The 25,570-nt window shown below is 69.5% G+C and carries 21 protein-coding genes and 5 pseudogenes; 9 read left to right on the forward strand and 17 right to left on the reverse strand.

What is annotated here, in order from left to right:
* Window positions 1–343: 343 nt before the first annotated feature.
* From ACFXMF_RS14065 to ACFXMF_RS14120, 12 genes and pseudogenes are all read right to left on the reverse strand, one after another.
* Window positions 344–586 carry a hypothetical protein gene (locus tag ACFXMF_RS14065; RefSeq protein WP_379988325.1) on the reverse strand — a complete coding sequence of 81 codons (243 nt, stop codon included), beginning with the start codon at window positions 584–586 and terminating at the stop codon, window positions 344–346.
* 288 nt (window positions 587–874) lie between these two features.
* Entirely contained in the window at window positions 875–1,126 is a 252-nt protein-coding gene (locus ACFXMF_RS14070; RefSeq protein WP_380020644.1) for an acyl carrier protein, read from the reverse strand.
* Window positions 1,123–1,176 (reverse strand): annotated as a pseudogene (locus ACFXMF_RS14075) (hypothetical protein); the annotation flags it as partial. The pseudogene ACFXMF_RS14075 and the gene ACFXMF_RS14070, both read right to left, overlap by 4 nt.
* 109 nt (window positions 1,177–1,285) lie before the next feature.
* A pseudogene (locus ACFXMF_RS14080) lies at window positions 1,286–2,509 on the reverse strand (2-oxo acid dehydrogenase subunit E2); the annotation flags it as partial.
* Window position 2,510: 1 nt separating this feature from the next.
* Entirely contained in the window at window positions 2,511–3,470 is a 960-nt protein-coding gene (locus tag ACFXMF_RS14085) for an alpha-ketoacid dehydrogenase subunit beta (protein WP_380020641.1), read from the reverse strand.
* Between the two features lie 152 nt (window positions 3,471–3,622).
* Complete coding sequence (locus ACFXMF_RS14090; protein ID WP_379988323.1) at window positions 3,623–3,799, reverse strand: hypothetical protein; 177 nt, start codon at window positions 3,797–3,799, stop codon at window positions 3,623–3,625.
* A 24-nt stretch (window positions 3,800–3,823) separates the two neighbouring features.
* Window positions 3,824–4,597, reverse strand: coding sequence for a pyruvate dehydrogenase (acetyl-transferring) E1 component subunit alpha (pdhA, locus tag ACFXMF_RS14095; RefSeq protein WP_379988322.1), 774 nt, complete (start codon window positions 4,595–4,597; stop codon window positions 3,824–3,826).
* Window positions 4,597–6,000 carry an AMP-binding protein gene (locus ACFXMF_RS14100; protein WP_379988321.1) on the reverse strand — a complete coding sequence of 468 codons (1,404 nt, stop codon included), beginning with the start codon at window positions 5,998–6,000 and terminating at the stop codon, window positions 4,597–4,599. Before ACFXMF_RS14100 ends, pdhA begins: the two co-directional genes overlap by 1 nt.
* Window positions 6,001–6,322: 322 nt before the next feature.
* A pseudogene (locus ACFXMF_RS14105) lies at window positions 6,323–7,046 on the reverse strand (AAA family ATPase); the annotation flags it as partial.
* Between the two features lie 143 nt (window positions 7,047–7,189).
* Complete coding sequence (locus tag ACFXMF_RS14110) at window positions 7,190–7,591, reverse strand: hypothetical protein (protein WP_379988319.1); 402 nt, start codon at window positions 7,589–7,591, stop codon at window positions 7,190–7,192.
* A 223-nt stretch (window positions 7,592–7,814) separates the two neighbouring features.
* The gene (locus ACFXMF_RS14115) at window positions 7,815–8,285 is read right to left on the reverse strand and encodes a cyclic nucleotide-binding domain-containing protein (protein WP_379988318.1); all 471 of its coding nucleotides are present in this window, start codon (window positions 8,283–8,285) and stop codon (window positions 7,815–7,817) included.
* Window positions 8,282–9,448 carry a 4Fe-4S dicluster domain-containing protein gene (locus ACFXMF_RS14120; protein ID WP_379988317.1) on the reverse strand — a complete coding sequence of 389 codons (1,167 nt, stop codon included), beginning with the start codon at window positions 9,446–9,448 and terminating at the stop codon, window positions 8,282–8,284. Before ACFXMF_RS14120 ends, ACFXMF_RS14115 begins: the two co-directional genes overlap by 4 nt.
* A 184-nt stretch (window positions 9,449–9,632) precedes the next feature.
* Here ACFXMF_RS14120 and ACFXMF_RS14125 point away from each other — a divergent pair, with 184 nt between their 5' ends.
* From ACFXMF_RS14125 to ACFXMF_RS14135, 3 genes and pseudogenes are all read left to right on the forward strand, one after another.
* A complete protein-coding gene (locus ACFXMF_RS14125) occupies window positions 9,633–10,394 on the forward strand; it encodes an HAD-IC family P-type ATPase (protein WP_379988315.1) in 762 nt (253 codons plus the stop codon).
* Window positions 10,330–10,833 (forward strand): annotated as a pseudogene (locus ACFXMF_RS14130) (HAD family hydrolase); the annotation flags it as partial. The gene ACFXMF_RS14125 and the pseudogene ACFXMF_RS14130, both read left to right, overlap by 65 nt.
* 152 nt (window positions 10,834–10,985) lie before the next feature.
* Window positions 10,986–11,309 (forward strand): DUF1876 domain-containing protein, encoded by a 324-nt coding sequence (locus tag ACFXMF_RS14135; protein WP_379988314.1) that lies wholly within the window; start codon window positions 10,986–10,988, stop codon window positions 11,307–11,309.
* A gap of 735 nt (window positions 11,310–12,044) precedes the next feature.
* Here the strand turns inward: ACFXMF_RS14135 and ACFXMF_RS14140 are convergent.
* Window positions 12,045–12,635, reverse strand: a complete 591-nt coding sequence (locus ACFXMF_RS14140) for a TetR/AcrR family transcriptional regulator (RefSeq protein WP_379988313.1) — start codon at window positions 12,633–12,635, stop codon at window positions 12,045–12,047.
* An 86-nt stretch (window positions 12,636–12,721) separates the two neighbouring features.
* Between ACFXMF_RS14140 and ACFXMF_RS14145 the strand changes: the two genes are divergently transcribed.
* Window positions 12,722–14,974, forward strand: coding sequence for a glycoside hydrolase family 3 C-terminal domain-containing protein (locus ACFXMF_RS14145; protein WP_379988312.1), 2,253 nt, complete (start codon window positions 12,722–12,724; stop codon window positions 14,972–14,974).
* On the opposite strand, the gene ACFXMF_RS14150 is transcribed toward ACFXMF_RS14145, so the two are convergent.
* Window positions 14,961–15,890, reverse strand: coding sequence for a formylglycine-generating enzyme family protein (locus ACFXMF_RS14150; protein WP_379988311.1), 930 nt, complete (start codon window positions 15,888–15,890; stop codon window positions 14,961–14,963). The two genes, ACFXMF_RS14145 and ACFXMF_RS14150, sit on opposite strands and share 14 nt — an antisense overlap.
* 55 nt (window positions 15,891–15,945) lie before the next feature.
* On the opposite strand from ACFXMF_RS14150, the gene ACFXMF_RS14155 reads away from it, so the two are divergent.
* The 4 genes and pseudogenes from ACFXMF_RS14155 (at window position 15,946) to ACFXMF_RS14170 (ending at window position 21,298) form a co-directional block, all read left to right on the forward strand.
* Window positions 15,946–16,515: a PadR family transcriptional regulator gene (locus ACFXMF_RS14155; protein ID WP_379988310.1), complete on the forward strand. Its 570-nt coding sequence runs from the start codon at window positions 15,946–15,948 to the stop codon at window positions 16,513–16,515.
* The gene (locus tag ACFXMF_RS14160) at window positions 16,512–18,275 is read left to right on the forward strand and encodes a sulfatase (protein ID WP_379988309.1); all 1,764 of its coding nucleotides are present in this window, start codon (window positions 16,512–16,514) and stop codon (window positions 18,273–18,275) included. Before ACFXMF_RS14155 ends, ACFXMF_RS14160 begins: the two co-directional genes overlap by 4 nt.
* A gap of 94 nt (window positions 18,276–18,369) precedes the next feature.
* Window positions 18,370–19,713, forward strand: a complete 1,344-nt coding sequence (locus ACFXMF_RS14165) for an MFS transporter (protein WP_379992636.1) — start codon at window positions 18,370–18,372, stop codon at window positions 19,711–19,713.
* Between the two features lie 653 nt (window positions 19,714–20,366).
* Window positions 20,367–21,298 (forward strand): annotated as a pseudogene (locus ACFXMF_RS14170) (SDR family oxidoreductase).
* Window positions 21,299–21,880: 582 nt separating this feature from the next.
* On the opposite strand, the gene ACFXMF_RS14175 reads toward ACFXMF_RS14170, so the two are convergent.
* Entirely contained in the window at window positions 21,881–22,576 is a 696-nt protein-coding gene (locus ACFXMF_RS14175; protein WP_379992637.1) for a pyridoxamine 5'-phosphate oxidase family protein, read from the reverse strand.
* Between the two features lie 1,005 nt (window positions 22,577–23,581).
* Here ACFXMF_RS14175 and ACFXMF_RS14180 point away from each other — a divergent pair.
* Window positions 23,582–24,244 (forward strand): response regulator, encoded by a 663-nt coding sequence (locus ACFXMF_RS14180; protein ID WP_380017900.1) that lies wholly within the window; start codon window positions 23,582–23,584, stop codon window positions 24,242–24,244.
* Window positions 24,245–24,360: 116 nt separating this feature from the next.
* On the opposite strand, the gene ACFXMF_RS14185 is transcribed toward ACFXMF_RS14180, so the two are convergent.
* Both ACFXMF_RS14185 and ACFXMF_RS14190 read right to left on the reverse strand, forming a co-directional pair.
* Window positions 24,361–24,831 carry a cyclic nucleotide-binding domain-containing protein gene (locus ACFXMF_RS14185; protein WP_360319073.1) on the reverse strand — a complete coding sequence of 157 codons (471 nt, stop codon included), beginning with the start codon at window positions 24,829–24,831 and terminating at the stop codon, window positions 24,361–24,363.
* 10 nt (window positions 24,832–24,841) lie between these two features.
* Window positions 24,842–25,543, reverse strand: coding sequence for a CBS domain-containing protein (locus tag ACFXMF_RS14190; RefSeq protein WP_379991353.1), 702 nt, complete (start codon window positions 25,541–25,543; stop codon window positions 24,842–24,844).
* Window positions 25,544–25,570: the final 27 nt, after the last annotated feature.

Below are 25,570 nucleotides of genomic sequence, written 5' to 3' on the forward strand. Positions count from 1 at the left end.
GGTCCGGCCGCGCCGCCGGGTGATCGTCCAAGGTGTGGGACTTCACGATGGAGATCGACGGCGGACGGGTGCAACGCAATCGAATCGCCTACGACGGTGCCACGTTCGCTCAACAGGTCGGCTTGCGGCCGCGCGACGGCTCGGGGCCGGACCGAGCCATTGCCGTGGTCGCACCGGATGAGCCACTCGTGACGCAGTGCCCGCCATGGGGTTCGATCGCGGAGAGGTCGTGTGGCAGGCCCGGGGGATCCGGTTTCGTCGAAGACGGAGAGGTCGGTCCGTGGCGGCCCGGACTGTCGTCCGGTCGGGTGATGGTCCGCTACCTTGGCCGGGTTCGGGGCGTTCAGGGCCCGGGTGCGGTGGTGTTCTCCAGGATGTGGAGCAGGTCGGTCAGGCATACAGCGGGGCCGGGGCCGGTGGCGTGCAGGAAGCCGCCGTCGGCTTCGAAGCGGAGCCAGAAGATGTGGCCGGGCCGGGCAATGCGGGTGTTGCCGTTTGGATGGTGGGTGACGTGCCACCCGTACAGGCGGGCGGTGGTGCACACATAGTGCGCGTCGCCTTCCTGCGGCACCGGGATGTCGTCCATGCCGACGATGGTGCCTACGACCGGTCGACCCCGCCACTTGACAGCCCCGTACGGGTCGACACTGTCGCGCCGCGTCGGTATGGACGAAGCCCGCAGGAGCGGTGCGACTCTTGAAAGAAGGCACCGCGTCGATCGGCGCGGACCGGCTGTTCCCCACGCTGCCCACCGCCGTCGACGCCTACGACCAATGGTGTCGTGCACACGACCGCGGTCGAAACGGGTAGGTCCCGGAAAGGGAGAGGGGAAGCCACCTGCGACAGGCGAGTTCCGTTCCTTCCCGGGAACGAGTCAGACATGGTCGGTGAGCGCGATCACCAGGTCGGCGAAGTCCTCCGGTGTCCGGGCGTCGGCAGCATCGATTTCGTCGAGGCCCTTGCCTGCCCGTTTGCTCAGTGCTTCGAGGAAGCCCAGGAAGTCGAGCGAGTCCATGTCGAGTTGCTCGCGCAGCGACCGATCGGGCGCCAAGGCGGACGCGTCCGTTCCCGGGACCGCCGCCTGGACCGACTCCCGCACGAGTGCCGGCGCTTCCACTCGGTTCACAATGCCTCCGGGTGCTTCAACAAGTGGTCGACCGCGTTCAGGAACCGAGAGCCGGTCGTCCCGTCCGTCGCCCGATGGTCCGCGGAGAGCGACGCCGGTCACGGTCGGATGCACACCAAGGAGACCATCGACCGCGACGGGTCGCTCGATGACCTTGCCGAAACCGACAAGCGCGACCTGCGGGGGGTAGATGACCCCGAAAACGGCCTCCGCGCCCTGCTCGCCGAGATTGGTGACCGTGATCGTGGGATCGGCACTCTGCGTGCTGCGCAGGCGCCCGGTGCGAGCGCGCTGGACAACCTCGCGCAGCGCGGCCATCAGCTCGGGAACCGACATTCGGTCGGCATCCTGCAGGGCCGGGGCGACCAAGCCCCCACCGCGCAGGGAAATCGCCACACCCAACCGTACCGTCGGGCCGGGCGCGAACGCGTCGTCGATCCAGAACCCGTTGAGTTCCGGCACTCGGCATGCCGCGACAGCGGTTGCCTTGAGCAGCAGTGCGGCCGGCACCACATGCTCGGCCACCGGTTGGCCACGGTTGTACCCGCGCACCCACTCGACGGCCGCGGCCATGTCGATGGTCGTGGACAGGTAGTAATGCGGGATCTCTCGTTTGGCGCGGCTCATCAGCGTCGCGATCGCCGTCCGCATGGCTCCCGGCCGGCTTTGGACGGACGTGGAGAGCGCCGGGGCAGCCGCGCCCGTGCCCTCGAGCGTGTCCTTCCTCGGTGCCGCGGCGCGTACATCGTCAGCTTTGATCGTGCCGTGCCTGCCACTGCCGTGGACGCTGCGCAGATCCACGCCGAGTTCCCGTGCAAGCCTGCGTGCCAGCGGCGACGCGGCCGGACGCTCGCGCCCGACGGTGTCGTCTCGCGCGTCTCCGGAGGCAGCCTTCCGGACGTCCGCACGGGTCACCCGCCCACCCGGCCCGGAACCGTGCAACGCGGCCAAGGGGACCCCGAGTTCTTCGGCCATGTGCCGGACGAGCGGTGATGTACCGACCGGTGACGTGTCAGGGGAGCCGGGCGGCTCCGCTCTCGCCGCCGTCCTCCCACCATGCCCCGGGGTCGATGTCCGGCCGGCCTTCGATGGCTCGCCGGCCGGCACGGGTGCGACGGCCTGGGTGCTCGGCCCAGGAGAAGGCTCCCCGGACGCCGCGATCACAGCCAGTGGTGTCCCGACCGGCACGGTTCGACCCGGCTCCACCAGCAGGTGCGTGATGGTCCCCGAGTCGAAGCACTCGACCTCGATGGCGGACTTGGCGGTTTCGACGACCGCGACGACGTCGCCGCGAGCCACCCGATCGCCTTCGTGGACCAGCCACTCCGTGAGTGTGCCCTCGTCCATGTCCGCTCCCAGGGACGGCATCGTGAACTCGGGCATGTCAGCCCACCGCCCGGTGCGCGGCCGCGACGAGGTCCTCCACCTGTGGGATCGCGGCCTGTTCGAGCCGGTAGGCGTAGGGGATGGGCACCTCCGCCGTGCAGACCCGTTCGATCGGGGCGTCGAGTTCGTAGAACGCAGACTCCGTGAGGCGCGCCATCACCTCGGCAGCGAGCCCGCCGCTGCGCCGGCATTCCTCGACCACGACCGCACGGTGCGTCCGGGCGACCGTGGCCAGTATCGCCGTGCTGTCGAGTGGACGCAGGGTGCGCAGATCGAGCACGTCGGCGCTGATGCCCTCCGCGGCCAACGTCTGCGCGGCTGCCATGGACCGAGGCAGACAGCCCCCGTAGGTGATGAGTGACACGTCGGCGCCGGATCGGCACAGTCGCGCCGAATCGATGTCGACGGCCGTTCGCTCGGGGTCGATGGAGTCCGAGAGGTTGTACAAACCGGTGTGCTCGAAGACGACCACCGGGTCGTTGCAGGCCAGCGCGGCGGCCCACATATGGCGTGCGTCGTTCACGGTCGCGGGCGCGATCACCCGCAGTCTCGGGATGTGCGCGTACCATACCTCCAGGCTGTGTGAGTGCTGCGCCCCGAGTTGCCGTCCGGCGCCGGTTGTGGTGCGGATGACCAGCGGCACTCGTATCTGCCCACCGGACATGTGCTGGATCGCGGCGGCGGTGTTGAGGATCTGGTCCATTGCCAACAGGCTGAAATTCACGGTCATGATCTCGACGATGGGCCGCATGCCGGCGATGGCCGCGCCGATGCCCGCCCCCACGAACGCCGACTCGGACAGTGGCGCGTCGCGGACGCGGTCGGGGCCGAACTCCTCCAGCAAGCCCAGGCTCACGCCGAAACAGCCGCCGTACGCGCCCACGTCCTCACCCATCAGGAACACCCGGTCGTCGCTGCGCATCGCCTCACGCATCGCCTCACGCATCGCTTCGCGCATCGCCTCGCGGTACGTGGTCCGGGCGTCCTTCCCGGGCTCGGACGCCATCTTTCGCGACGCCGGCTCGGTCTTGGCCTCGCGCTTGTTCCCGGTTGTCCCCTTCGGGTGCTTTCGGGCGGGCTTCAGTGGGGCACTGGTCGGTTTTCGGCCCGTCATGTCCTCACCTCCGGCGGGGTCGTGACAAAGCGCAGAAGGTCGTCGACCGGTTCCTCGGGTGCTTGTTCGGCGGCACGCACCGCGTCGGACACTTCGCGATCGACCCGATCCTCCAAGGCGTCGAGGTCGGTGCCCTCGGCTGCCCCGGCGGGCCACAGCAGGGCGGCCGGCACGGGAATGGGGTCGCGCGTCTTCCACTACTCGACTTCTTCCTTGCGGCGGTAGCGGTCCGGGTCGTACATCGAGTGCGCCCGGAACCGATAGGTGCGGGCCTCCAGGAAGTGCGGCCCCCCACCTCCGCGGATGGATGCCACCGCCCGTCGCGTCGCAGCTTCCACCGCCCGAACGTCCATGCCGTCCACCGCCCACGCGGTCATGCCATAGGAAGCGGCGCGCATGGCCAGGTCGGTCTGGGCGTGTTCGCGGGCCAAGGAGGTGCCCATCGCGTAGCGGTTGTTCTCGCAGACCAGGAGCAGAGGCAGGCCCCACAGGGCCGCGAGGTTGGCGGTCTCGTGGAATTCGCCTTCGGCGAAGGCCCCGTCCCCGAAGAAGCAGCAGGTGATGTGTTCTTCACCGCGCATCTTGTCGGCCAGAGCCAGCCCGGCCGCAAGAGGCAGGCCCGCCCCGACGATGGCGTTGCCGCCATAGAACCGCCGCTCGGCATCGAAAAGGTGCATCGAGCCGCCTCTGCCCCGGCTGCACCCCGTGATCCGGCCGAACATTTCGGCCATGACGGCCTGCGCCGGAACACCCTTGGCCAACGCATGGCCGTGTTCGCGGTATGTCGCCACGACCGCGTCGTCGGGCGTCAAGCCGGAGTTCACCCCCACCGCGACGGCTTCCTCGCCGATGTACAGGTGGACGAAACCGCGGATCTTGGCCGAACTGTAGAGTTCGACACAGCGTTCCTCGAAGCGCCGGATGAGCAACATGCGGTACAGCAGGTCCCGAAGGTGTTCACGATCGTTCATCACGACCTCGCCACCGTCGAGACGTCACCTTCGGGCAGACCGAGTTCGCGGGCCCGCAACAGCCGGCGGACGACCTTGCCGCTGTTGGTCTTGGGTAGATCCTGGTCGAACTCGATCTCTCGGGGGGCGACCGCCGGGCCGAGCCGGACACGCGTGAACGCGAGCAGTTCCCGTCGCAGACCGTCGGTGGGCTCGAAGCCGGGGCGAAGAGACACGAATGCTTTGACGATGGCCCCGGCCAGCGGGTCGGGGCGGCCGACGACGCCGCTCTCCGCGACGGCGGGGTGCTCCAGCAGTGCGCTCTCCACTTCGAACGACCCGATCAGATGGCCTGCGGATTTGATGACGTCATCGGCCCGGCCGACGAACCAGAACCAGCCGTCGGGATCCTGCCGGGCCAAGTCGCCGGTCAGGTACCAGCCGTCGGCGAAGCATCGGTCGTATCGGTCGGGTTCGTGCAGGTAACCGCGAAACATGGAAGGCCCTCCGACGCGCAACGCCAACTCTCCCTCGACGCCCGCCTCGTCGAGTACGGTGACCTTCCCGTTCGCGACCTCGGCGCGGCCGTCCGCACCTCGTGCGAGAACCGAAGCCGTCACTCCGGGCACGGGCCTGCCCATGGAGCCGGATCGAATGTCGCACGCGGTGAAGTTGGCGATCATGATGCAGCCGGTCTCGGTCTGCGACGTGTACCAGACAGTCACCTTGTGTCGGGTGAGGATGCGGTACCAGCGGCGGACGTCGAAATCCCCTTCGTCCACGACCAGTGTCACCCCGCAGGTGAGCGGCGCGATGATGCCGTAGGACATCCCGGTCACCCAACCCGGGTTGGCCGTGCACCAGTACACGTCCCCCGGATGCAGGTCCAGCGCGGTCAGCGCCGTCGCGTGGTGGGCGACGACCGCGTCGTGGACGTGGACGGCGCCTTTCGGAGTGCCGGTTGTTCCACTGGTGAAGTGGAGCAGGGCCATGTCCTCGGGACCGGTAGGGGCCACCATGCCACCTGTGCGAACGGCTTGTGTCAGCAGGTCGTAGGAGAAGACGCCGCGCTCCTGCGGCGTGTCGGGCCCGACGATGAGCACATATTCCAACCGTGGCAGTTCACTGCGCCGAGCGGCGACCTTGCGCTGGTACAGCGTCGTTGTCGTCACCAGCACGCGAGCGTCGCCGAGCCGCAGGCGTTCGCAGACCGGGTCCGGACCGAAGGCAGCGAAGAGCGGACACAGGACACTTCCGTTCCGCAGCGCACCGAGCACCGTGGCGAAGAGCTCGGGGCAGCGATCGAGGAGCGTGAACACCCGCTCGCCTCGCCCCACTTCGAGCTTCGCCAACACATTGGCGAACCGGGCCGAAGCATCGCACAGTTGCGCGTACGTCCACGATCGTACGCTTTCGTCGCGCACGACGACGCGGATTGCCTCGTGGTTTCCTCCCCCCCCATTGCCACATGTCGATCCACTGCCTCGTAGGCGATGTTCAGATCCCCCGACGGCCGGCTGCTCACCTTCGCACGCGCCGTCCCCCAGTCGAACCGCCGTACCGCGGCCGAGTAATCGGGCATGTTCGGGACGACCGGGAAGGCGCCGGGCTTGGGGATGATCGGTGTCGTCATGATCGAGCCTGCACGGGAGTACCGACGGTGCGCGGGCGGCGACCGATCCGCCGCCTGTCGGGGTCATGGCACGGGCCCGTCCCCATTCCCGGGTGCTGGGCAACCATGGGGCGCTAATTCGGCTCGGTGTGGGAACGACGGAAGGTCGGGTCTCGACCGCCCGAACGTTGCGGGCGTACGGTTGCCATCGCCTGAACGACCGCGGCCTCCAGGCTCCCGCCGGTATCGACCCCCACGGCCTCCGTCCACGGCGGCTCGGGGGCTGCCATGGCAGCGGCGACGTCGAGGTCGGCGTCGGACACCCCGCGCGCGGGTGGTCAGACAGGCCGTGGACACGTCGTTCGGAGCCTGGCAATGCAGGGCCACCACGTCGGCGTGGGCTCGTTCGGCCATGTCCACGGCGGCTTCGCGTCGTCCCGCGTCGGACCAGGTGGCATCCAGGACGACGGACTCGCCGCGGGACAGCAGGGCAAACGCGCGGCCGAGCAGGGCCACGTAGGTGGTGGCGGTGCGCTCGGGCGTGTACAGGCCCTCGCCGTAGGCGGCGGCTGCGGACTCCTCCGGTGGGATGCCCGCGAGCTCTTTGCGGAGGCGGTCGCTGCTGAGCAGTGTGACGCCCAGGCGATCGGCCAGTGCGCCGGAGAGTGTGGACTTCCCGTTGCCCGGAAGTCCGCCGACGAGAGTCAGGCCGACCACGGAGGCGCGCAGATGGCGCAGCGTCGTCGAGACCAGTCGCTGTGACGCCGCGGCCGCGCCGGGCGCGCCCTGTCGTGCCTGGATCAGGGAGACCTTGGCGCGGACGAACGCTCGGTAGGCGACATAGTGGTGCCACAGGGAGACGAAGAACAGGACAGCGGTATGTGTTTCCCGCGCGTCGGCGCGTGGGAGCGGCGCGGGGTCGGGGTCGCTGCCGGCCCGGGGTGCGGACGCGTCGGCCCGATGTCCGGGCGCCACCGGCCCGCTGCGGTGGTTGGGCTCAGTCATGGGGCCGATCGACTCCGGTTCGGCCCTGTGCACAGGGCCCAGATGACGGCGACGTCGATTGCGATCACGACGATCGACCACACCGGGTAGTGGGGCAGCCAAACGAAGTTCGCGACCATGCTCAGCCCCGCCAGGAGTACACCGAGGGCGCGAGCCCACACCGCGCCGCTGAACAAGGCGAGGCCACCAAAGAAGATGAGGATGCCCAGGACGAGGTGGATCCAGCCCCAGCCGGTGGTGTTGAACGAGAAGGAGTAGTTGCGTGTCGCGACGATGACGTCGTCTTTCGCGATGGCGGCGATTCCTTGGAAGACCGCCAGGGCACCGCCTACGGTCATGAGCACCCCGGCGAACACGATCCAACCCGATCGTGTTGCCGCTTCTGTGTGCGTGGCCATGCGAGAGCCTCCCTACCGAGGCAAGTCGGGCGAACAGCCCTTCCCTCCACATTGACTCTTCATGTGGATCATTGCGACTGGAGACCTGCGGGTGGTTCCGCGGGTTGATGCCCAGGGCGGTGACCGGCCCCACGTGACCCTGCCAGGATCGTCGCCGGTTGGGGCGGGCAACTCCCATCGGTGCCGAAGGGGCCGCGTATCCCGAGGGTTGTCGCCGACTGCGCTACGGGGAGGGCGCCGGAGACGGCCCCGAGGGGCGCCCGTAGAGGTCGAGCAGACGCATGCGAGTCGCCTTGAGGCGCCGGGCGATCACCTGGGCGACGCAGTGATTGACGGCGACTCCGAAGGTGGGGTCCTCGTCGCACATGGCACGAACCTCGCCCGCGTCGAACTCGTACGCGAGGACCGCGCCGCGGCTGGATGCGCCCAGATGCCAGCGGTACGGCTGGAACAGCCAGGACCAGCCCAGTAGTTCGTCCGGGCCCAGGGTCTCCACGACGGCGTCGCGTCGTCCGGGGACGTGGATGTCGAGTGCGACCAGGCCGGAGCGCACGACCCAGAATCGGTCCGCGGGGCCGTTCTCTTCGAACACGCGGGTGGCGTCGGGGAAGGAGGCGTCACGGGCGATTGCGATCAGCCGGTCGCGCGGACCTTCGCCCAGGGCCCCGAGGAAGCCGTGGCGAAGGACGGTCACGGCGACCCTTCGGACGACGTTTCCCGGCTGCGGGACTCCCGTTCGCGGTTCAACGCGTGAGCCTCCTCGGTGATGTCGATGCCGACCGGGCACCAGACGATGCAACGTCCACAGCCGACACAACCGGAACTGTCGAACTGGTCGAACCAGGTACCGAGTTTGTGCGTGGCCCACTGTCGATATCGGCTGTGCGGCGAGTCGCGCACCGGACCTGCCCCCGCCAGATGGGTGAAGTCCCGGTCGAAGCAGGATTCCCAGTGTCGCCAGCGTTCGGCGTGGTCGCCGGTGAGGTCGGTGACATCCTCGGTGGTGGTGCAGAAACACGTCGGACAGACCATGGTGCAGTTGCCGCACGTGAGGCAGCGCGAGGCGACGTCGTCCCAGCGCTCGGCGTCCAGTGTGTCCCGCATCAACGTCCGCAGGTCCACCAACGGCATGGAGCGCCCCATGCGATCCGCCGCTTCGGCGACTCGATCGCGGGCGGCGGTTCGGGTGGCGACGTCGGCCGGCCGGCGCGGCAACTCGGCCAGCACCGCGCTTCCTTCCTCGCTGCCGGCGCGCACGAGAAAACGATGGCCGTCGGCGTCGAGCACCTCGGTCAGCGCCAGGTCGTAGCCGGGGCCCACCGCGGGCCCGGTCCCCATGGAGACGCAGAAACACGTGGCCCCCGGGTCGGTACATTCCACCGCCACCAGGAAAGCCCGCTTCCGGCGCCCTCGGTAGGTCGGGTCCGCATGACGTCCCCCGGACAGTACGCGATCCTGGATCGCGATGGCCCGCAGATCGCAGGGACGTACACCCAGGAACGCGTACGACGGTGGAGGGGCTGTGTCCGCCGTCACCACCATCACACCGTCGGCGCCACGGTCGGCGGTCCATTCCCGTGCCCGAGCCGGGTGCAGGAACGTCTTCCAGGACTGCGGGCCCGCGCTGTGCGCGAAGACGGCGCGATCCTCGCGGGCGGACAGCCGATAGCGGCCGGCCTCCAGGTCGACCCCCCATCCGGCGGGTAGTTCCGAGCCGGAAGTGATCTCGGCGAGAACGATCGCGCCGTCCCGCACCGTGGGGCCGACGACCGTGCGACCCCGCCCGGCGAGATTCCTGATCAGTGCGTCCAAGCCGTCCTCGTCGATGACCGCCGTGGCACCACCGTCGTCCGTCATCGCTCGAACTCCCTACGCCGATGTGGCGATCACGGCCACTGTGCATCGGACTCTAGGTCGGGCAGGTGGCGACGGGTCGCATCACCGGGCCGGTCGACCGCTGTATTACCCCGGATGGACCTTGCCGGACCGATGACCGTGGGCCTGTACGTGGCCGGCAGGAAAGCGGGAGCGGCCAAGCGGAGTGGCGCCGCGCGGCCGGCCGGCTCGGGACCGACGGCATGTTCAGCAACAGCGCCCGCAGCAGCCGTCCGGCGTCGAGTGGGGCGGCGGGGACGGTCCGCTCCTGCAGGCACCCGACCTGGTCTTCAGCGGGACCGGGTGCGGGGACGGCAGGGCTCACGCGCTGGTGTACTCCACCGGCGACCACACCGAACTCGGCCGTATCGCCGCGTTGAGCCACTGCGGGACTCGCGCGCCCAGCCCGCTGGAGATCGAGGTCAAGCGCGCGGCGCGGATCATCGCCGCCGTAGCCGTCGGGGTGGGCCTGTTGTTCCTGCCTCTCGGCATCGTGGCCGGACTGTCCGTCACGGACGCGTTCACCTTCGCGATCGGCTTGTTGGTCGCGAACGTTCCGGAAGGTCTGCTGCCGACGATCACCCTGGCGCTGGCCGTCGGTATTCGGGCTCTGGCCAAGCGCGGAGCCGTCGTCAAGCGCCTGAGCGCGGTGGAGAACCTGGGTTCGACGTCGGTGATCTGCACCGACAAGACCGGAACGCTGACCGAGAACCGGATGAGTGTCGTCGCGCTGCAAGCCGGGGTGACGGCCCGGCCACGTGAGGCCGGTTCGGGCCTTTCACCCCCCCGAGCGGCATCTGTTGACCTCGCTGGCCACGTGTACGACCGCCGCAGACGACGGGGAGGCGATGCGTGGCGATCCCATGGAAGTGGGTCTGTTGCGCACCGCCCGAGATGGCGACTTCGTTGCCGACGCCTCGGATCGTGACGCGGAGCGAACCCGGCTTTTGCCCTTCGATCCAGCCCTGCGCCTCATGTCGACCTGCTCGACGCGCGACGGCGAGGCCCGGTTGGATACCAAGGGCGCGCCCGAGGCGGTCGTGCCGCGTTGCACGGGAATCCTCGATCGGGACCGGACGCGCGGTCTGACGGACACGGATCGTGTGGCGGTGAACGATGCCCTCCGGATGTTCGCGGAACGGGGGCTTCGGGTTCTCGCCGCCGCTGACCGTGTGTTCCCCGACACGGAGGCGATTCCCGATGATCGTACGGATGTCGAACGCGACCTGCGGTTCTTGGGATTGGTCGCGTTCGCCGACCCGCCGCGCCCGGAGGTCCCCGCCGCCGTCCGGCAGTGCCATGAAGCGGGTCTGACCGTGCACGTGGTCACGGGAGACCATCCGGTCACCGCGACCCGAATCGCTCGACTGGTCGGTATCGGTCGAGTCGGCCGTCCACCACTCCCGCCGGACGACATGGCCGCTTCGAGCGAACTCGCGCCCCGGTGCGGGCGTGTGGCGGACCACGCGAACACGGCGGATGCTGAAGTCACCGGCCCAATCCGATGGAGGCGAACGTCATGGCCGCCACGAAGCAATGGACTGTGGACATCTACCACAGCGAGAAGGCCGCGGACGATGTCCCGGGCGACGCGTCGGTGCGCACGCACGCGGAAGCGCGTCTGCGCACCGAAGACACCGCCGGGCTGCGGGGTCGAGGCGATGCCCGCAAGAACCCCGCGGACCCGAACATCCCGGAGATCGGCGACGAGTTGGCTGCGGCACGAGCCCTGTCCGACCTCGCCCACCGACTGCTGCACATGGCCACGCGGGACCTGGAGGCGGTAGCCGGGCAATCGACGGCACGGCCACCGACGGCGCCCTGGGTCGACCCCCCGCGCTGAAGCCGGCGTCGGCCGCGGACAGCGGATGAGGCGCAACGTTCGTCGCAGGATGTCCTGATCGATCTCGTCGCTCCGGTGAGGCGGGCCGGTTCGGTCATTTCGAGGCAGGCTTTGGCGAGTTCCCGTAGTAGCGCCGTGTCCTTGTCGCGCAGATGCTCGGGGCGGGTGAGCAGGAGGCGGGCGAAATGCCGCGGGGTGGTGGCCGGCTTGTTCGCGGCGCCGGACCACCACGTCGCGGATCTCCGTGGATCGGCGGCGATGGGTCGCGGTGTCGTCCTTGCGGTCCCCGGAGTCGTCGATCACCAACACCTCCGCCCCTTGCGGGGCAGTCGCCGGATCGGCGAGCAGCAGTTCCAGTCGACGGGCGTTGACCCGTTCGTGGCCCCAGGTCGACTCGGAGAGGAAGAACTGCAGCCGCTGCACCGCCCGATGTCGCGCGGACCACCGGCTCCGCCCCGGCCAGGCAGGTCAGCGTCTTGTTCCGATCCTGCGGCGCCGACAACCCGACCAGGTACTCCCGGAAGCCCCGACGCTGCGCGAGCGTCCCGAACAGGTCGTCGAACCGGGCCGCATACCCCTCCGACGGCCCCGGCGCAGGGGGACACGGCACACGAGCGGTCACTGCACACCCCCGAACAGGTCCACACCACCACCCACACACCAATCAACCATCCCCAGGCTCAGCGGCCCTGGTTGCGGCGTCCCGGATCCGGAAGCCGAAGGCCGGACCTGCCCTCAGGCGGCAGGTGCCGCCGTGAGTGACCGCCACACGCGGCGGACGTGGTCCGCCATGTCCACCGTCGGGTCGCTCAGCCACTGCAGCTGGATGCCGTCGGCCGCGGCGACCAGAGCCGAGGCGGTGAAGTGCGGGTCGATGCCGGAGCCCACGCGGCCGGCCTGGCGTTCGGCTTCGATGTGCTCGGCGATCGTGGCGCGGAGCAGGGCGTAGCGTTCCTCGAAGTAGGCGTGCGCCGGGTGTTCGGGGTCGGTCGCGGCAGCGGCCAGGGTGACGTACAGGCGTACCCGGGCGGCGTTGGCGGCGTTCGCCGTCAGGGCCAGGGCCAGGAACTCGCCGGGGTCGCGTACTGTCTCCGGGTCGTGGAAGCGGGCTTCGGCGGCCCGGTCGCTCGCGCGAAGCACCTCGGTCAGCAGGCGGTCTTTGGATGTGAAGTAGTGCATCAGGCCGGTCAGGCTGATGCCGCTTTCCTGGGCGACGGTGCGCAGTGTGGTGGCGCGCTCCCCCTCGCGGCCGAAGATCTCCAGGGTCGTCCGGAGGATCTCCTCCCGCTTGGCGACGCCCTTCGGGTATGAGGTTTTGGCTTTCACGCGATCATCCTAGACTCTTGCCTTGAGAAACAGTACACCGTACTGTTTTGTCGCGTTCGCAGGATGCCGTCAACCAGGAAGCAGTCATGACCGACACGACAGAGATGGTGGCCGGGCTCAGCCTCGCCGAGAAGGCCGCGCTGGCCACCGGCGCAGACTCGTGGCAAACCCTCGCGTTTCCCGACCACGGGATTCCCGCGTTCCGGATGTCGGACGGCCCGCACGGTCTGCGCCTGCAGGTCGCGGTGGAGGGCAGCGACCACCTGGGCCTGAACGACAGCGCGCCGGCCACGTGCTTTCCTCCCGCCGTCACGTTGGCGAGTTCATGGGACACCGGCCTCGCGGAAAAGGTCGGTGCCGCGCTGGCCCGGGAGTGTCTCGCGCACGGTGTGCACGTGCTGCTCGGTCCGGGAGTCAACATCAAGCGCAGTCCGCTCTGCGGGCGCAACTTCGAGTACTTCTCCGAGGACCCGCTGCTCAGCGGCATGCTCGGCGTGGCATGGATCAACGGCCTGCAGGCGCTGGGTGTCGGCGCTTCGGTGAAGCACTTCGCCGCGAACAACCAGGAGACCGAGCGGATGTCGGTCAGTGCGGACATCGACGTCCGCGCCCTGCGCGAGATCTATCTTCCGGCCTTCCGGCGGGTGGTGACACAGGCGAAGCCCTGGACGGTCATGTGTTCCTACAACCGGCTCAACGGCCTCCACGCGTCGGAGCATCCGTGGCTGCTGACGGATGTCCTGCGCGACGAGTGGGGTTATGAGGGCCTGGTCGTCTCCGACTGGGGCGCGGTGGTCGACCGGGCGCGGGCACTGGTCGCCGGGCTCGACCTGGAGATGCCGGACTCGTCCGGTGTCGGTCCGGCCCGGGTGGTGGAGGCCGTCGACTCCGGCGAGCTGAGCGAAGCGGCGCTGGACCGCAGCGCGGCGCGCATCGTCGCACTCGCCCGCAGGGCGGCGGAGAATACGCGGCCCGACGCCACGTACGACCAGGACGAGCACCACGCGTTGGCGCGCGAGGTCGCCGTACGCGGTGCCGTGCTGCTGAAAAACGACAACGGCCTGCTGCCGCTGAACGCCACGGCCTACCGACACATCGCGGTGATAGGAGAGTTCGCCCGTACGCCGCGCTATCAGGGCGAGGGCAGCTCGCTGGTGGTGCCGACCCGGCTGGACGACGCGCTGACGGCGATCTCCGCCGCCGCGCCGATGGCGCGCGTGACCTTCGCGCCCGGATTCCCCGTCGACGCGCCGGGCGTCGACCCCGTTCCGCTGCGCGAGGAGGCCGTCGGCGTGGCGGCTCCGGCGGACGTGGTGGTGCTCTGCCTCGGCCTGCCCCCGAGCTACGAGTCGGAGGGCTTCGACCGCGACCACCTGGAACTTCCCACGGATCAGCTGGAGTTGGTCGAGTCGGTCACGGCGGCGAACCCCAACACCGTCGTGGTCCTCGCCAACGGCGGCGTGGTGCGGCTGTCCGGCTGGATCGGCAGCGTACCGGCGGTTCTTGAGGGGTGGCTGGGCGGCCAGGCCGGCGGATCGGCGACCGCCGACCTGCTGTTCGGCCGGGCGAATCCGTCGGGCCGCCTGGCGGAGACCGTGCCGCTGAGGCTCGCCGACACTCCGGCCCATCTTTCCTGGCCCGGCGAGAACGGGCATGTCGCTTACACCGAGGGTCAGTTCGTCGGATACCGCTACTACGACGCGCGGGAGATGGAGGTCTCCTTCCCCTTCGGCCACGGCCTGTCCTACACGACCTTCGACTACGCCGATCTGCGCGTGACTTCTCAGGGGGACGGCATTGACGTCGCCGCCACCGTCACGAACACCGGCGACCGGGAGGGTCATGAGGTGGTCCAGGTCTACGTTGCCGCGCCCGGCGACAAGGCCCGCCGTCCCGTTCGGGAGCTGAAGGGCTTCGCCACCGTGCTGCTCTCCCCGGGTGAGAGCCAGGACGTCAGCGTACGTATCACCCGCGCGGACCTCGCCTTCTTCGACGTGCCGACGGATACCTGGCTCGTCGAGAGCGGCGACCACCGGATCGACGTGGGGGCCTCCAGCCGGGACATCAGGCTGAGCGCGACCGTTGAGATCGCGGGCAACACGCTTGCCGAGGTGCCGGACGCCGAGTCGACCGTCGCGGACTGGCTCGCCCACCCGAAGGGCGGCCCGGCGCTGGAGGCCCTGCTGGCGCGGGTCAAGCGGACCATGGGCGACGCCTATCCCAAGGAGGAGAGCGCCCGCTTCCGCATGGTCACCAACATGCGGCTCAGCAGGCTCGCCGCGCTCCCGTTCGTTCCGCTGGGCCCCGACGACGTCGAGGAGCTGCTCACGTCGCTGTGACGGTCCTGAAGCCGCAGTTGCCGCTGCTTGACGCGGGTGTGTTCGCCGACCGGGCGGCGACGCGGTAGCGGTGGCAGTAGCTGTGGTGGCACAGGTAGGAGCCGCCGCGCATGACCCGGCGGTCGCCGGTCTCCGGCCCTTGGGGGTCGGAGACCGGAGACCGTGCGTAATAGTCGGCGGCGAAGCGGTCCGCGCACCACTCCCAGACGTTTCCGGCGACCTCGTGGAGGCCGAACCCGTTCGGTGGATAACTGCGGACCGGCGCGGTGGCCAGCCAGCCGTCCGCGCCGGTGTTCGCGTACGGGAACCGCCCCTGCCAGATGTTGCACAGCCACATTCCGCCGGGCGTCAGTTCGTCGCCCCACGCGAACCGGCGGCCGGGCAGGCCGCCCCGGGCGGCGTACTCCCACTCAGCCTCGGTCGGCAACCGGCGGCCCGCCCACGCGCAGTAGGCCACCGCGTCGCCCCAGGACACGTGGACCACCGGATGGTCGTTCTCGGCGGCGGACAGCGGGCCGTGCGGGTGGCGCCAGTCGGCGCCGCGGACGTCCAGCCACCACGGCACGCCCGGATCGGCGCCCAGGACGTCGGAACGCGCGGCGGCGACCGCGAGGTGGAAGACCGCCGAGTGGCCGTCACGTTCCGCGACCGTCACGTACGCCGTGTCGTCGACGAAGGTCCGGAACATGGCCACGGTCACCGTCGTGACGTCGATGCCGAACGGTTTGATCCGCACGGTGTGGACCGGTTGTTCACCGTCCGCCGGATAGCCCTCGCCGAAGGCATCACCCATCTGGAACTCGCCTCCGGGGAGCAGGACCTGTTCGTGCCGGGGTGGCACCGCGGCCGGTTCCGGGAGCGACGCTGACGGCTGAACCCGGGCGACCGGCACACAACAACCCATTGACGTCTGCATGGCTTGAGTATATGAATCTGCGCATAGGTGAAAACACACATAGGAGGTCGAGAGCGTGAAGTTCGAGTACGTCCTGCTCGGCCTGCTGGCCCGGCGGCCCTACAGCGGCTACGACCTGCGCAAGTGGCTGGAGACCGAGGGCCGGTTCGTGTGGTCCCGGGCGCACCACAGCCAGATCTACCGCAAGCTCGTGCAGATGGAGGCCGCCGGCTGGGTGCGGCACCAGGTGGACCCGCGGGAGGGCCGCCCGGACGCCAAGCTCTACCGGCTGACCACGGAGGGGCTCGCCGTGCTCCTGGAGTGGGTGCGGTCGCCCTACCAGCCGCCGATCCGGTTCCAGGAGATCGACTTCACCGCACGGTTCAGCATCACGGCGCCGCTGGACAAGAACGCGGCGGTACGGCTCGTGGAGACCGAACTCGCTTTTCGGCGCGAGCAGATCGCGCTCAGGAGAAACCGTGACCGCACCCTGCGTTACGAGGATCCGGCACCCGGCCTGGACCAGGAGCTCGACCTGCAGATCCACAACGCCCTGCACGAACTGGGCGCCGCCGCCATGGACCACTGGGTCGCCTGGCTCTCGCGGACCCTGGACAGTCTGACCGAAGGGAAGCCCGTCCGATGAGGGCCGTCATGGTGATGTTCGACAGCCTCAACCGGCACATGCTCCCGCCGTACGGAGGCGACTGGACACACGCGCCGAACTTCGCCCGGCTGGCGGAGAAAGCGGTGACCTTCGACAACGCCTACGCCGGCTCGATGCCGTGCATGCCGGCCCGGCGCGAGATCCACACCGGGCGGCACAACTTCCTGCACCGCGGCTGGGGTCCGCTGGAACCGTTCGACGACTCGATGCCCGAACTGCTGAAACAGAACGGCGTCTACACGCACCTGGTCAGCGACCACCCGCACTACTGGGAGGACGGCGGCGCAACCTACCACGGGCGCTACAACACCTGGGAGTTCTTCCGCGGCCAGGAGGGCGACGCGTGGAAGGGACAGGTGGCCGACCCGGACATCCCCGAGGACCTGAAGAAGATGCGCTTCGGCGGCTACCGCCAGGACTGGGTGAACCGCCCCCACATGGCCACCGAGGACCGCCACCCGCAGACCCTGACGTTCGACGCGGGCCTGGACTTCGTCCGCACCAACCGGGCCTCCGACCGGTGGTTCGTGCAGATCGAGACGTTCGACCCGCACGAGCCGTTCTTCAGCCCCCAGCGGTACAAGAACCTCTACCCGCACGAGTACGACGGCCCGCACTTCGACTGGCCCGACTACAAGCGGGTGGTCGAGACACCGGCTCAGGTCGAGCACGGACGGTTCGAGTACGCGGCCCTCCTGTCGATGTGCGACCGGTCCCTGGGCCGGGTCCTGGACACCATGGACGAACTCGGCATGTGGGACGACACGATGTTGATCGTCAACACCGACCACGGCCTGCTGCTCGGCGAGAAGGGCTGGTGGGGCAAGAGCGTCCAGCCCTGGTACAACGAACTCGTCCACCTCCCGCTGTTCGCGTGGGACCCCCGCCACGCCACCGCCGGCGAACGGCGGGCGGCCCTGGTGCAGACCGTGGACCTGGCGCCGACGCTCCTTGAGTTCTTCGGCGTCGACCGGCCCGGCGACATGCAGGGCGCGCCGCTCCCGGTCGCCGCCGAGGCCGAGGGCCGCGAGGCCGGGCTGTTCGGCATCCACGGCGGACACGTCAACGTCACCGACGGCCGCTACGTCTACATGCGCGCGTCGGTCACCGCAGAGAACACCCCGCTGTTCGAGCACACCCTGATGCCGACGCACATGAAGGGCCGCTTCTCCCCCGCCGAGCTCGCGGACCTCGAACTGGCCGAACCGTTCGACTTCACCAAGGGCGTGCGCACGCTACGGATCCCGGGCCGCGTCCTGATCGGCTCGCACCACCACGGCACGCTCCTGTTCGACCTGGAGACCGACCCCGAACAGGCGGTGCCGCTGATCGACGACGAGGCCGAACTGCGCATGGCTTCGTTTCTGGTGGACCTCATGAAGGCCAACGACGCGCCACCGAGCCAGTACGAACGACTCGGGCTCCCCGCCGACGGACCGGTGACCGACAAACATCTGCTCGTGCGGGCGCAGCGTGACCAGGCACTTGCTTCATCTCAGCCGTTGCCTGCGCCCGAGGACTACCCGCGGGGCCGCTTCGGGCTGCGGACCCCGCTGCGCACGCTGCTCGCCGATCCGTTGGCGGTCGAGGTGCTGCGCCGGAACCTTCCCGGCGTCGTGGACTCCGAACTGCTGCAGATGCTCGGTTCCACGTCACTGATCGACGTGGCCGCGATGGCGGGTCCGCTGTTCCCGGTCACGAGCCTGCGCGCGGTCGCCGAGGAACTCGCCCTGCTCTGACGCTTTTGGAGCCGGTGACGGGGTTGCCTCCCCGTCACCGGCGTTCGCCCCCTCCCGCCCCGCAGATCCACCCGCAGAGAAAAGAGACGGCTCGATGCTGGAGCTTAGCCAGGGCACCGCTGTGCCCAAATCCGAGGTCCGGGTCAAGGGGCGCCTGCGGCAGCTGTCCCTGCTGGGCGGCACCATGCTTGTCGACAGTACCGAGGCGAGCCTGGTCAACAGTCTGTTCCCGTTGATCCGGCAGTCCCTCGGGGTGTCGCTGGGCGCGCTGGGTGTGTTGACCGCGGCCGCAAAGATCGCGGGCGCGTTCAGCGGGCCGTTCTGGGTGTGGGCCGCGCAGCGCTGGTCACGCAAGACCGTGCTCGTCGTGGCCACCGGCTTCTGGGGGATCTGGGGTGTCGCGGCGGGCTTCTCGCAGAACTTCACCCAGCTGCTGATCTTCTACACGGTCCTGGCGGTCGGTTACGCGGCGGCGGGTCCCATCGTCACCGAGGTGATCAGTGACCTGTTCGGCGGCTCGACCCGCGGCCGCGCGGTCGGGGTGACGTTCGGGGCGATCGCCTTGGTGGGTGCGCTGATCGGGCCGTTGAAGGGCCGGCTGGCGGGCGTCGACGACGGCTGGCGCTGGGGCCTGTGGGGCCTGGGCGCGTTCAACGTCCTGCTCGGGTTCGGGCTGCTGCTGTGGTTCCGCGACCCAGGGCGCGGCGCGTCGGAGGAACAGTTCGCCGGGCTCGACACGGCCACCCGCAACGCGCACTCCCAGCTCACCTGGGCCAAGGCGCGTTCGCTGCTGCGGATCCGCAGCTTCGTCATCCTGCTGGTCTCCCGGCTGCTGTCCGGGCACCTGTTGGTGGGCACGTTCGGCGTGGTGTTCCTGGTGGACGTGTACGGCTTCACCACGGAGACGGCCTCGGTCATGCTGCTGCCCTTCGGCGTCGGCTACTTCCTGGGGACGGTCCTGGGCGGTTTCGCCGCCGACCGGGTCAGCCGGATCAGCCCGCGGTACGGCCTGGTCGCCCTGCTCCAGGCCGCGCAAATCGTGTTCGCGGTTTTCGCCTACTTCGGAACGCAGTTCGACTACGGCGGCATCGCCGTGTTCGGCGTCTTCTTCGCGCTGATGGGTGCCGCCCAGGGCGTCAACCCGAGTGTGAACCGGCCGATGGTCATGGCCATCACGCCGCCCGAACTGCGCGGAGCGGCGTTCGCCGTCTACCTCTCGGTGTTCGAGGCGGTGGCGTGGGCGGGATTCAGCCTTGCCGCCGGGTTCCTCGGTGACGCGATAGGCCTGCGTACGGTGTTCCTGTGGGCCTTGGTCATCCTCATGCTGGTCAACGGCACGTTCCTGACGCTGCTCTACCGTACGTACGCCACAGACGTGGCCCGGGTCCAGACGGAACTGGGCGCACGCCGCGAAGCAGCCCTCGGCCGACCCGCCTGACTGTCGGCCACTTGGGGAATCAAGGGAACTGCAGGATCAGGTCTTGTCCTCCCGACAGTGTCGCGAAGGCCCGCTGAGCCGAAGGTATTTCAGGTCGGCGGGCGCTACACATGTCCAGTTTGGCGTGTGCGGGTATCCGGCCCGCGCTCGCGGCGGGACGGGGACACCGGGCGCACGAACCAGAACGCGCAGTTGACCAGGGGCTGGTGGCGTCGGATCGCGACATCGGAGCGAACTCGGAAGCCGGCCCGACCCAACTCGTCCTTCACCTGCTTGTAGCTCTGCTCGATCCAATGACGGATCCGGTGGATCCGCACGATCTCCTCCGGGACGGCGGCCGCGTGCGGGGCCTCGCTCTCGCGCGGTCGCCGGGGCGGGGCGAGTTGGTGGCGAGGTACCGGGTGGTCTTGGTCGGCGGTGTCGCGGGGTCGGCGGTGGCGACGACCAGCCGGGTCGTACCGTCCGGGCCCCACCACCTGAGTGTCGCGTCGGCGGCCCACCGGGTCTCGGTGTGTCCGTCGCGGAAGGTGCGGAGTACCGGATGCCGGTCGCCGGGATCCCGCCGTCCACCCCGGGTCAGGACGCGGGCGGAGTCCACGGGAGTGTGAGCCTGGTCGGCGTGTGCCCGAATCCCGTGCCATGGCTTCAGTGCCATGACGAACGGCAGCCCGGCCTCGCGGAGTTCGCCGCGGAAGCCGCCCGGGTCGCCGTACGCGCGGTCGGCCGTCACCGCCCGGAACACGAACCCCGCCTTGTGGGCTTGCGCCGCTGACTCCGCCCCGATCCGCAACTTTGCGGGAAATGCCGCCATCGCCACCGAATACGCCCGACTCGGCGCCGACATCGTCGTCGCCTCGCGCAAGGACGATCATCTCGAAGCCGCGAAGGACACTCTCGACAAACTCGGCGGCCGGGTCGCCGCCACCACATGCGACATCCGCGACCCCGAGCAGATCTCGCAGGCGTTCGACACCGCCGAGGCGCACTTCGGAACGCCGAGCGTACTGATCAACAACGCCGCCGCGAACTTCCCCGTCCCGGCCGAGGACATGTCCCCCAACGCCTGGCGGACGGTCGTCGACATCACCCTCAACGGCACCCATTTCTGCGCCCGCGAATTCGCCCACAGGCACCTGGCCGCAGGCACGCCCGGCTCCATCGTCGACGTCGGCGCGTCCTACGCCTGGACCGGCGGCCCCGGGTTCGCCCACAGCGCGGCCGCCAAGGCCGGCGTGAAAAACATGGTCGAGACCCTCGCCGTCGAATGGGGCCCCACGGCATCCAGGTCAACGGCCTCGTCCCCGGACTGTTCCCGCACGAGGACATGACGGCGGACATCCGCAGCAACGTGGACCGCAGCAACGTGGACCGCAGCAACGAGAAGGACACGCTGCAGCCCGCCCTGCGCGTCGGACGACTCCGCGAACTGGGCTGGGCCGCCACCTTCCTCACCTCCCCCTACGCCCGCTTCATCTCCGGGCACACCCTCGTCGTCGACGGCGCCAACTGGCAACGGCGCACACTCCTCAACCCACCCGTCGTGCCCATCCGCGACCAGATGGGCAAAGGACCGTTCGTGCCGTAGCCGGACGACAATCCTGTGTTCGGCGGGACTGTCAGAGGAATGGCTCCGGCTCACATCCGGTGGTAGCTCTTCGTGGTCATCACGGGACAAGGATTCGGTGACGGAGTAGGTGAAAGCCGGCGCTTCCGGGCATTTACGGCATGGTCCGCTTGGTGCGTGTGTTGACGTCTGGTGGACGAGGATGGGCCGTAGCGCGGGGCACATCGCAGGGCCTTGGGCTCGCGTATAGATCACGCGCTCCCGTGCAACCGCCCTCCTCTATGGGCATTGCGGCTCGCCACCCGCCGACACCACGGCCGTGGAGGACGTCCTGCACCGGCTGTCGCGCCCGACCGACGACTTCCCCCACTCGTCGAGGCCGACCTCAATCCTCTGACCGTCGGCACCGACGGCGCGGTCGTCGTCGACGCCCGGCTGCGTCTCGCACCATGCCGGCAGCACGACCCCTGTCTGCGCACTCCGCGCTGACCGCCGGGCACCCGGCGGGTCGTGCACGGGCGCCGGACGCGGTGCAGCGGCGGCGATGGAGAGGCCCATATCGATCCGCGATCCGAGCACGCCGATGTCTTCACGGATCCGCGCTCAGGCCCTGCCCACGTGTGGGCGGACCCTGCGTCCGGTGATCCGATACGGCCGCACGCGCAACCACACATCGCGTCCGCCGTCGGGCCAGGTATCCAGACCGGCCGCCGCCAAGCGGGCGATCGCTCGCGGGTCTTCGATCCGCTCCGCCCGGCCGTTGATCAGGACGCTCCATCCCAGCCGGGCCGGACGGATCTCCTCGTCGACCTCGAACGCCACGGGCCCGCTGAGCGTGCAGAGCGAGGAATCACGGGCCGTACGAAAGACGACATCCCTGCCGTCAAGGATGTAGTTCACGGGCAACGCGAACGGCTCCGCCTCGTTCGCCGGCACCACCCTGCCGACCTCCTGCAGCGCCAGACGCGCGTAACACTCGGACTCACCCATCTCCACCAGCTCGCGGTCGGCGGACCGCGCCGTCTCGGAGTGTGGTGACGTGTCGACGGTCTCCGAGGCGACGGTCGACGCCGTCAGCAGGCGCTCGGGCGTGGTGTGCAGCACTTTCGAAAGGTGGATCAGTGCGGCGCGCGACAACGGGGCCGTGCCGTTCGCGAGGTCTGCCAGCCACGCCGCAGGCAGCCCCGATCGCTCCGTGATCTCCGTCGATGACAGGCCCATCGCGTCACCCCGGGCGCGAATGTTGTCGTACAAGGCATGGAGGTCCGGGCGACGGGTTCCCGCGGTTTCGTCGTTCATGGTGCACTCCTCGTTCGACGCATCGGCGAGGTGCCGACGCGGGGTCGGATGCGACAGGCCGGACGAGGATCGATCCAGGCGTCGGACCGTCGTCGATACTGTGGTCGCCGATCCCGGGGTGCGCGGCAGCGGACTCGAACCGGTTCGATCGCCGATGCCCGTCAGCCGGGCCCTGGGGCCTCCTCGTTCCGTGGCACCACGACCACGGGGCAACGAGCATGGGCGACGAGCGGCACCCCGATCGCGCGCGTGGTCATCACCTCCCGTACCGACGACAGGTATCGCGAGCCGACGACGATGATCGCGGCGTCCGGCCGAACGCGGCGCACAGCCGCGTTCGGCGATCCGTCCACGAGGATCCGATCGACCGACACGCGGGGGGCATCGCGCCGTCGCCAGGGCCTCGGCTTCGTCGAGGATCCGCCGGCCGGTGGATCGACGGACTTCTTCCCGTGTTCCACCGGGGGCGAGTGCGAAGGGCCCGGCCGCCGACTCCGCCGGCCCGTCCAACTCGTGTACCGGAGACAACGGCAGTCCCCGCCGGTCGGCCCTGTCGACCGCCACGCCCGTGCCGGCCGCGCCGCGGAAGTTCCGTCGACACCCACCACGGACGGGTGCCTGCCCTTCAACGCCGGTCATGACGATCCTCCGTCCACGCGGGTGGGGGAATCGTCGGCCGGCGGCGATCCCCTCGCAGCGACGTCCGCTCGTGTCGCACTTTCAGGGAACCCGTTCGATCGCCGTTCGGACGCGACGACACGTCGACGGGAACGGTTCTCACACGAACGACACGCGGGCCGCCCGAGTCGAGCCCGATGGTCGAGCGTGGCGCGAAACGTGGGGTCGATTCATCGAGGCCGACGACGCGCTGCTCGGCGCCTGACCGATCGCGACCTGCCGACCGTTCTCCCGGGGTTGCAGCGCCCGATACGGTGACAGCGTGACAGGTACGGACGTCCGCGACGTCCGACAACGGAGCTACGTCCCGACCTCCGGAGGAGGCCCGTGTCGACATCGCCCATCCGCGTGTTCCTGCTGGACGACCACGAGGTGGTTCGCAGGGGTCTCGCCGATCTGCTCGGTGGCGAACCCGACATCGAGATCGTCGGTGAATCGGGCTCGGCCGCCGAGGCCGCCCGGCGCATCCCCGCGCTGCGTCCCGACGTCGCCATTCTCGACGGGCGCCTGCCGGACGGCAGCGGCATCGACGTGTGTCGCGAGGTGCGCTCGCGCTTTCCCGAGATCAACGCGTTGATCCTGACCTCGTACGACGACGAGGACGCGTTGTTCGCGGCGATCATGGCCGGCGCGGCGGGATACGTGCTCAAGCAGATCCGCGGCCGGGACCTGATCGCCGCCGTCCGCGCGGTCGCGGCGGGGCAGTCGTTGCTGGACCCGGCGGTGACCACGCGCGTCCTGGAACGGGTGCGCAACGGCCCGGCCGCGGAGCCCGGCCCCACGGGACTCAGCGAGCGCGAGAAGCAGGTCCTGGAGCACATCGCCCAGGGGCAGACCAATCGCGAGATCGCCGAAAGCCTGGGCCTGGCGGAGAAGACGGTCAAGAACTACGTCTCGGCGGTCCTGAACAAACTCGGCCTCGAACGCCGGGTCCAAGCGGCGGTCTACGTCACCGAGTTGCACCAGGGCAACGAGCGACACCGGACCTGAGACCGGCGGTTGCCTACCCCGGACCGATGAATCGGGCGTGGTCCTCGCCGTTCGCCCGCAGGCGTGCCGCAGGCCCCGGGACGCCGGGAGCGCGTCGTCCGGGGCCCTGCCGGCTGTCAGTTCTGCGTGGGGTCCTGCTCCGCCGACGCCTGTGGCCCGTACAGGTCCAGCAGCCGCAGCCGGCTCGCCCGGAGCCGGCCGGCGATCACCTGTGCGCACGCGAGGGTGATCGCGCGCCCGAAATCGGGGTCGCGTTCGCACTCGGCACGCATGGCCGCGGCGTCGAATTCCAGGGCGCGGACGGTGCTGACGGCCTGCGCGCCCAGATGCCAACGGTAGGGCGGGAACAGCCAGCTCCAGCCGATGAGTTCCCCGCTGCCCAGGGTCTCCACAGTGACCGCGTGCCGGCCGGGGACGTGCATGTCCAGACAGACGGAGCCGCTTTCGACGAACCAGAAGTTGCGGGCCGGTCGGCCTTCCTCGAACAGGCGGGAGCCCGATTCGAACGTGACCGGTCGGCCGAAGGCCAGGAGCCGGTCCAGGTGTTCTTTGGGGATGTGGCCGATCCGGCCGGTGGTGTGGAACACGGGATCCTCCTCAACGGCCCGGAGTGCGGCGGACGGAGTGCGCCGGGCCGGGCCTGATGTGGCTGTCGTCGAAGTCGAAGGTGAGGGTGTGGGTCACGCTCTCGACGCCGTCGACGGCCCGACACAGGCGAAGCACGATGTCGATGAGGCTGCGGTTGTCCACGTTCCCGGACAGGCACACGACGGCGTCCCGCACGTCCACCCCGATCGTGCCGGGCTCCAACCACAACGCGGTGCGCAACACGTCCTGCTCGATCTCGGCCCGGATCTCGGTGTCCGGGCGCAGGAAGGTGCGCAGCAGGTCGCAGCGGCTGACGATGCCCACCAGGTGACCATGGTCGTCCGTCACCGGGAGGCGCTTGACGTGGTGGCGGTCCATCAGACGCGCGCCGCGCAGCGTGCTCGACATGGGTTCCACGCTCAGCACGGGCGTGGTCATCAGGTCGCGCGCGGTGTGGCCCTCGCCCTTGGTGCGGCGGCTCGTCAACCGGCGCAGGCCGGGCAAGCGGTGGTCGTCCTCGGCCTGCTCCACCTGGGCGCGCAGCAGGTCGGCTTCCGAGACGATGCCCAGGATCCGCCGCTCGTCGTCGACGACCGGCACGGCGCTGATCCGGCGGGCGTCCAGTACGGCGACGATGTCCTGGAACTCGACGTCGGGACCGACGACGGCGACCTCGCGCGTCATGACGTCCTCGATCTTCCGGTGCAACATGCGAACCCCCTGGCTGCTGTGCGACGA

Source organism: Embleya sp. NPDC059213, assembly GCF_042754445.1.
Lineage (GTDB): Bacteria > Actinomycetota > Actinomycetes > Streptomycetales > Streptomycetaceae > Embleya.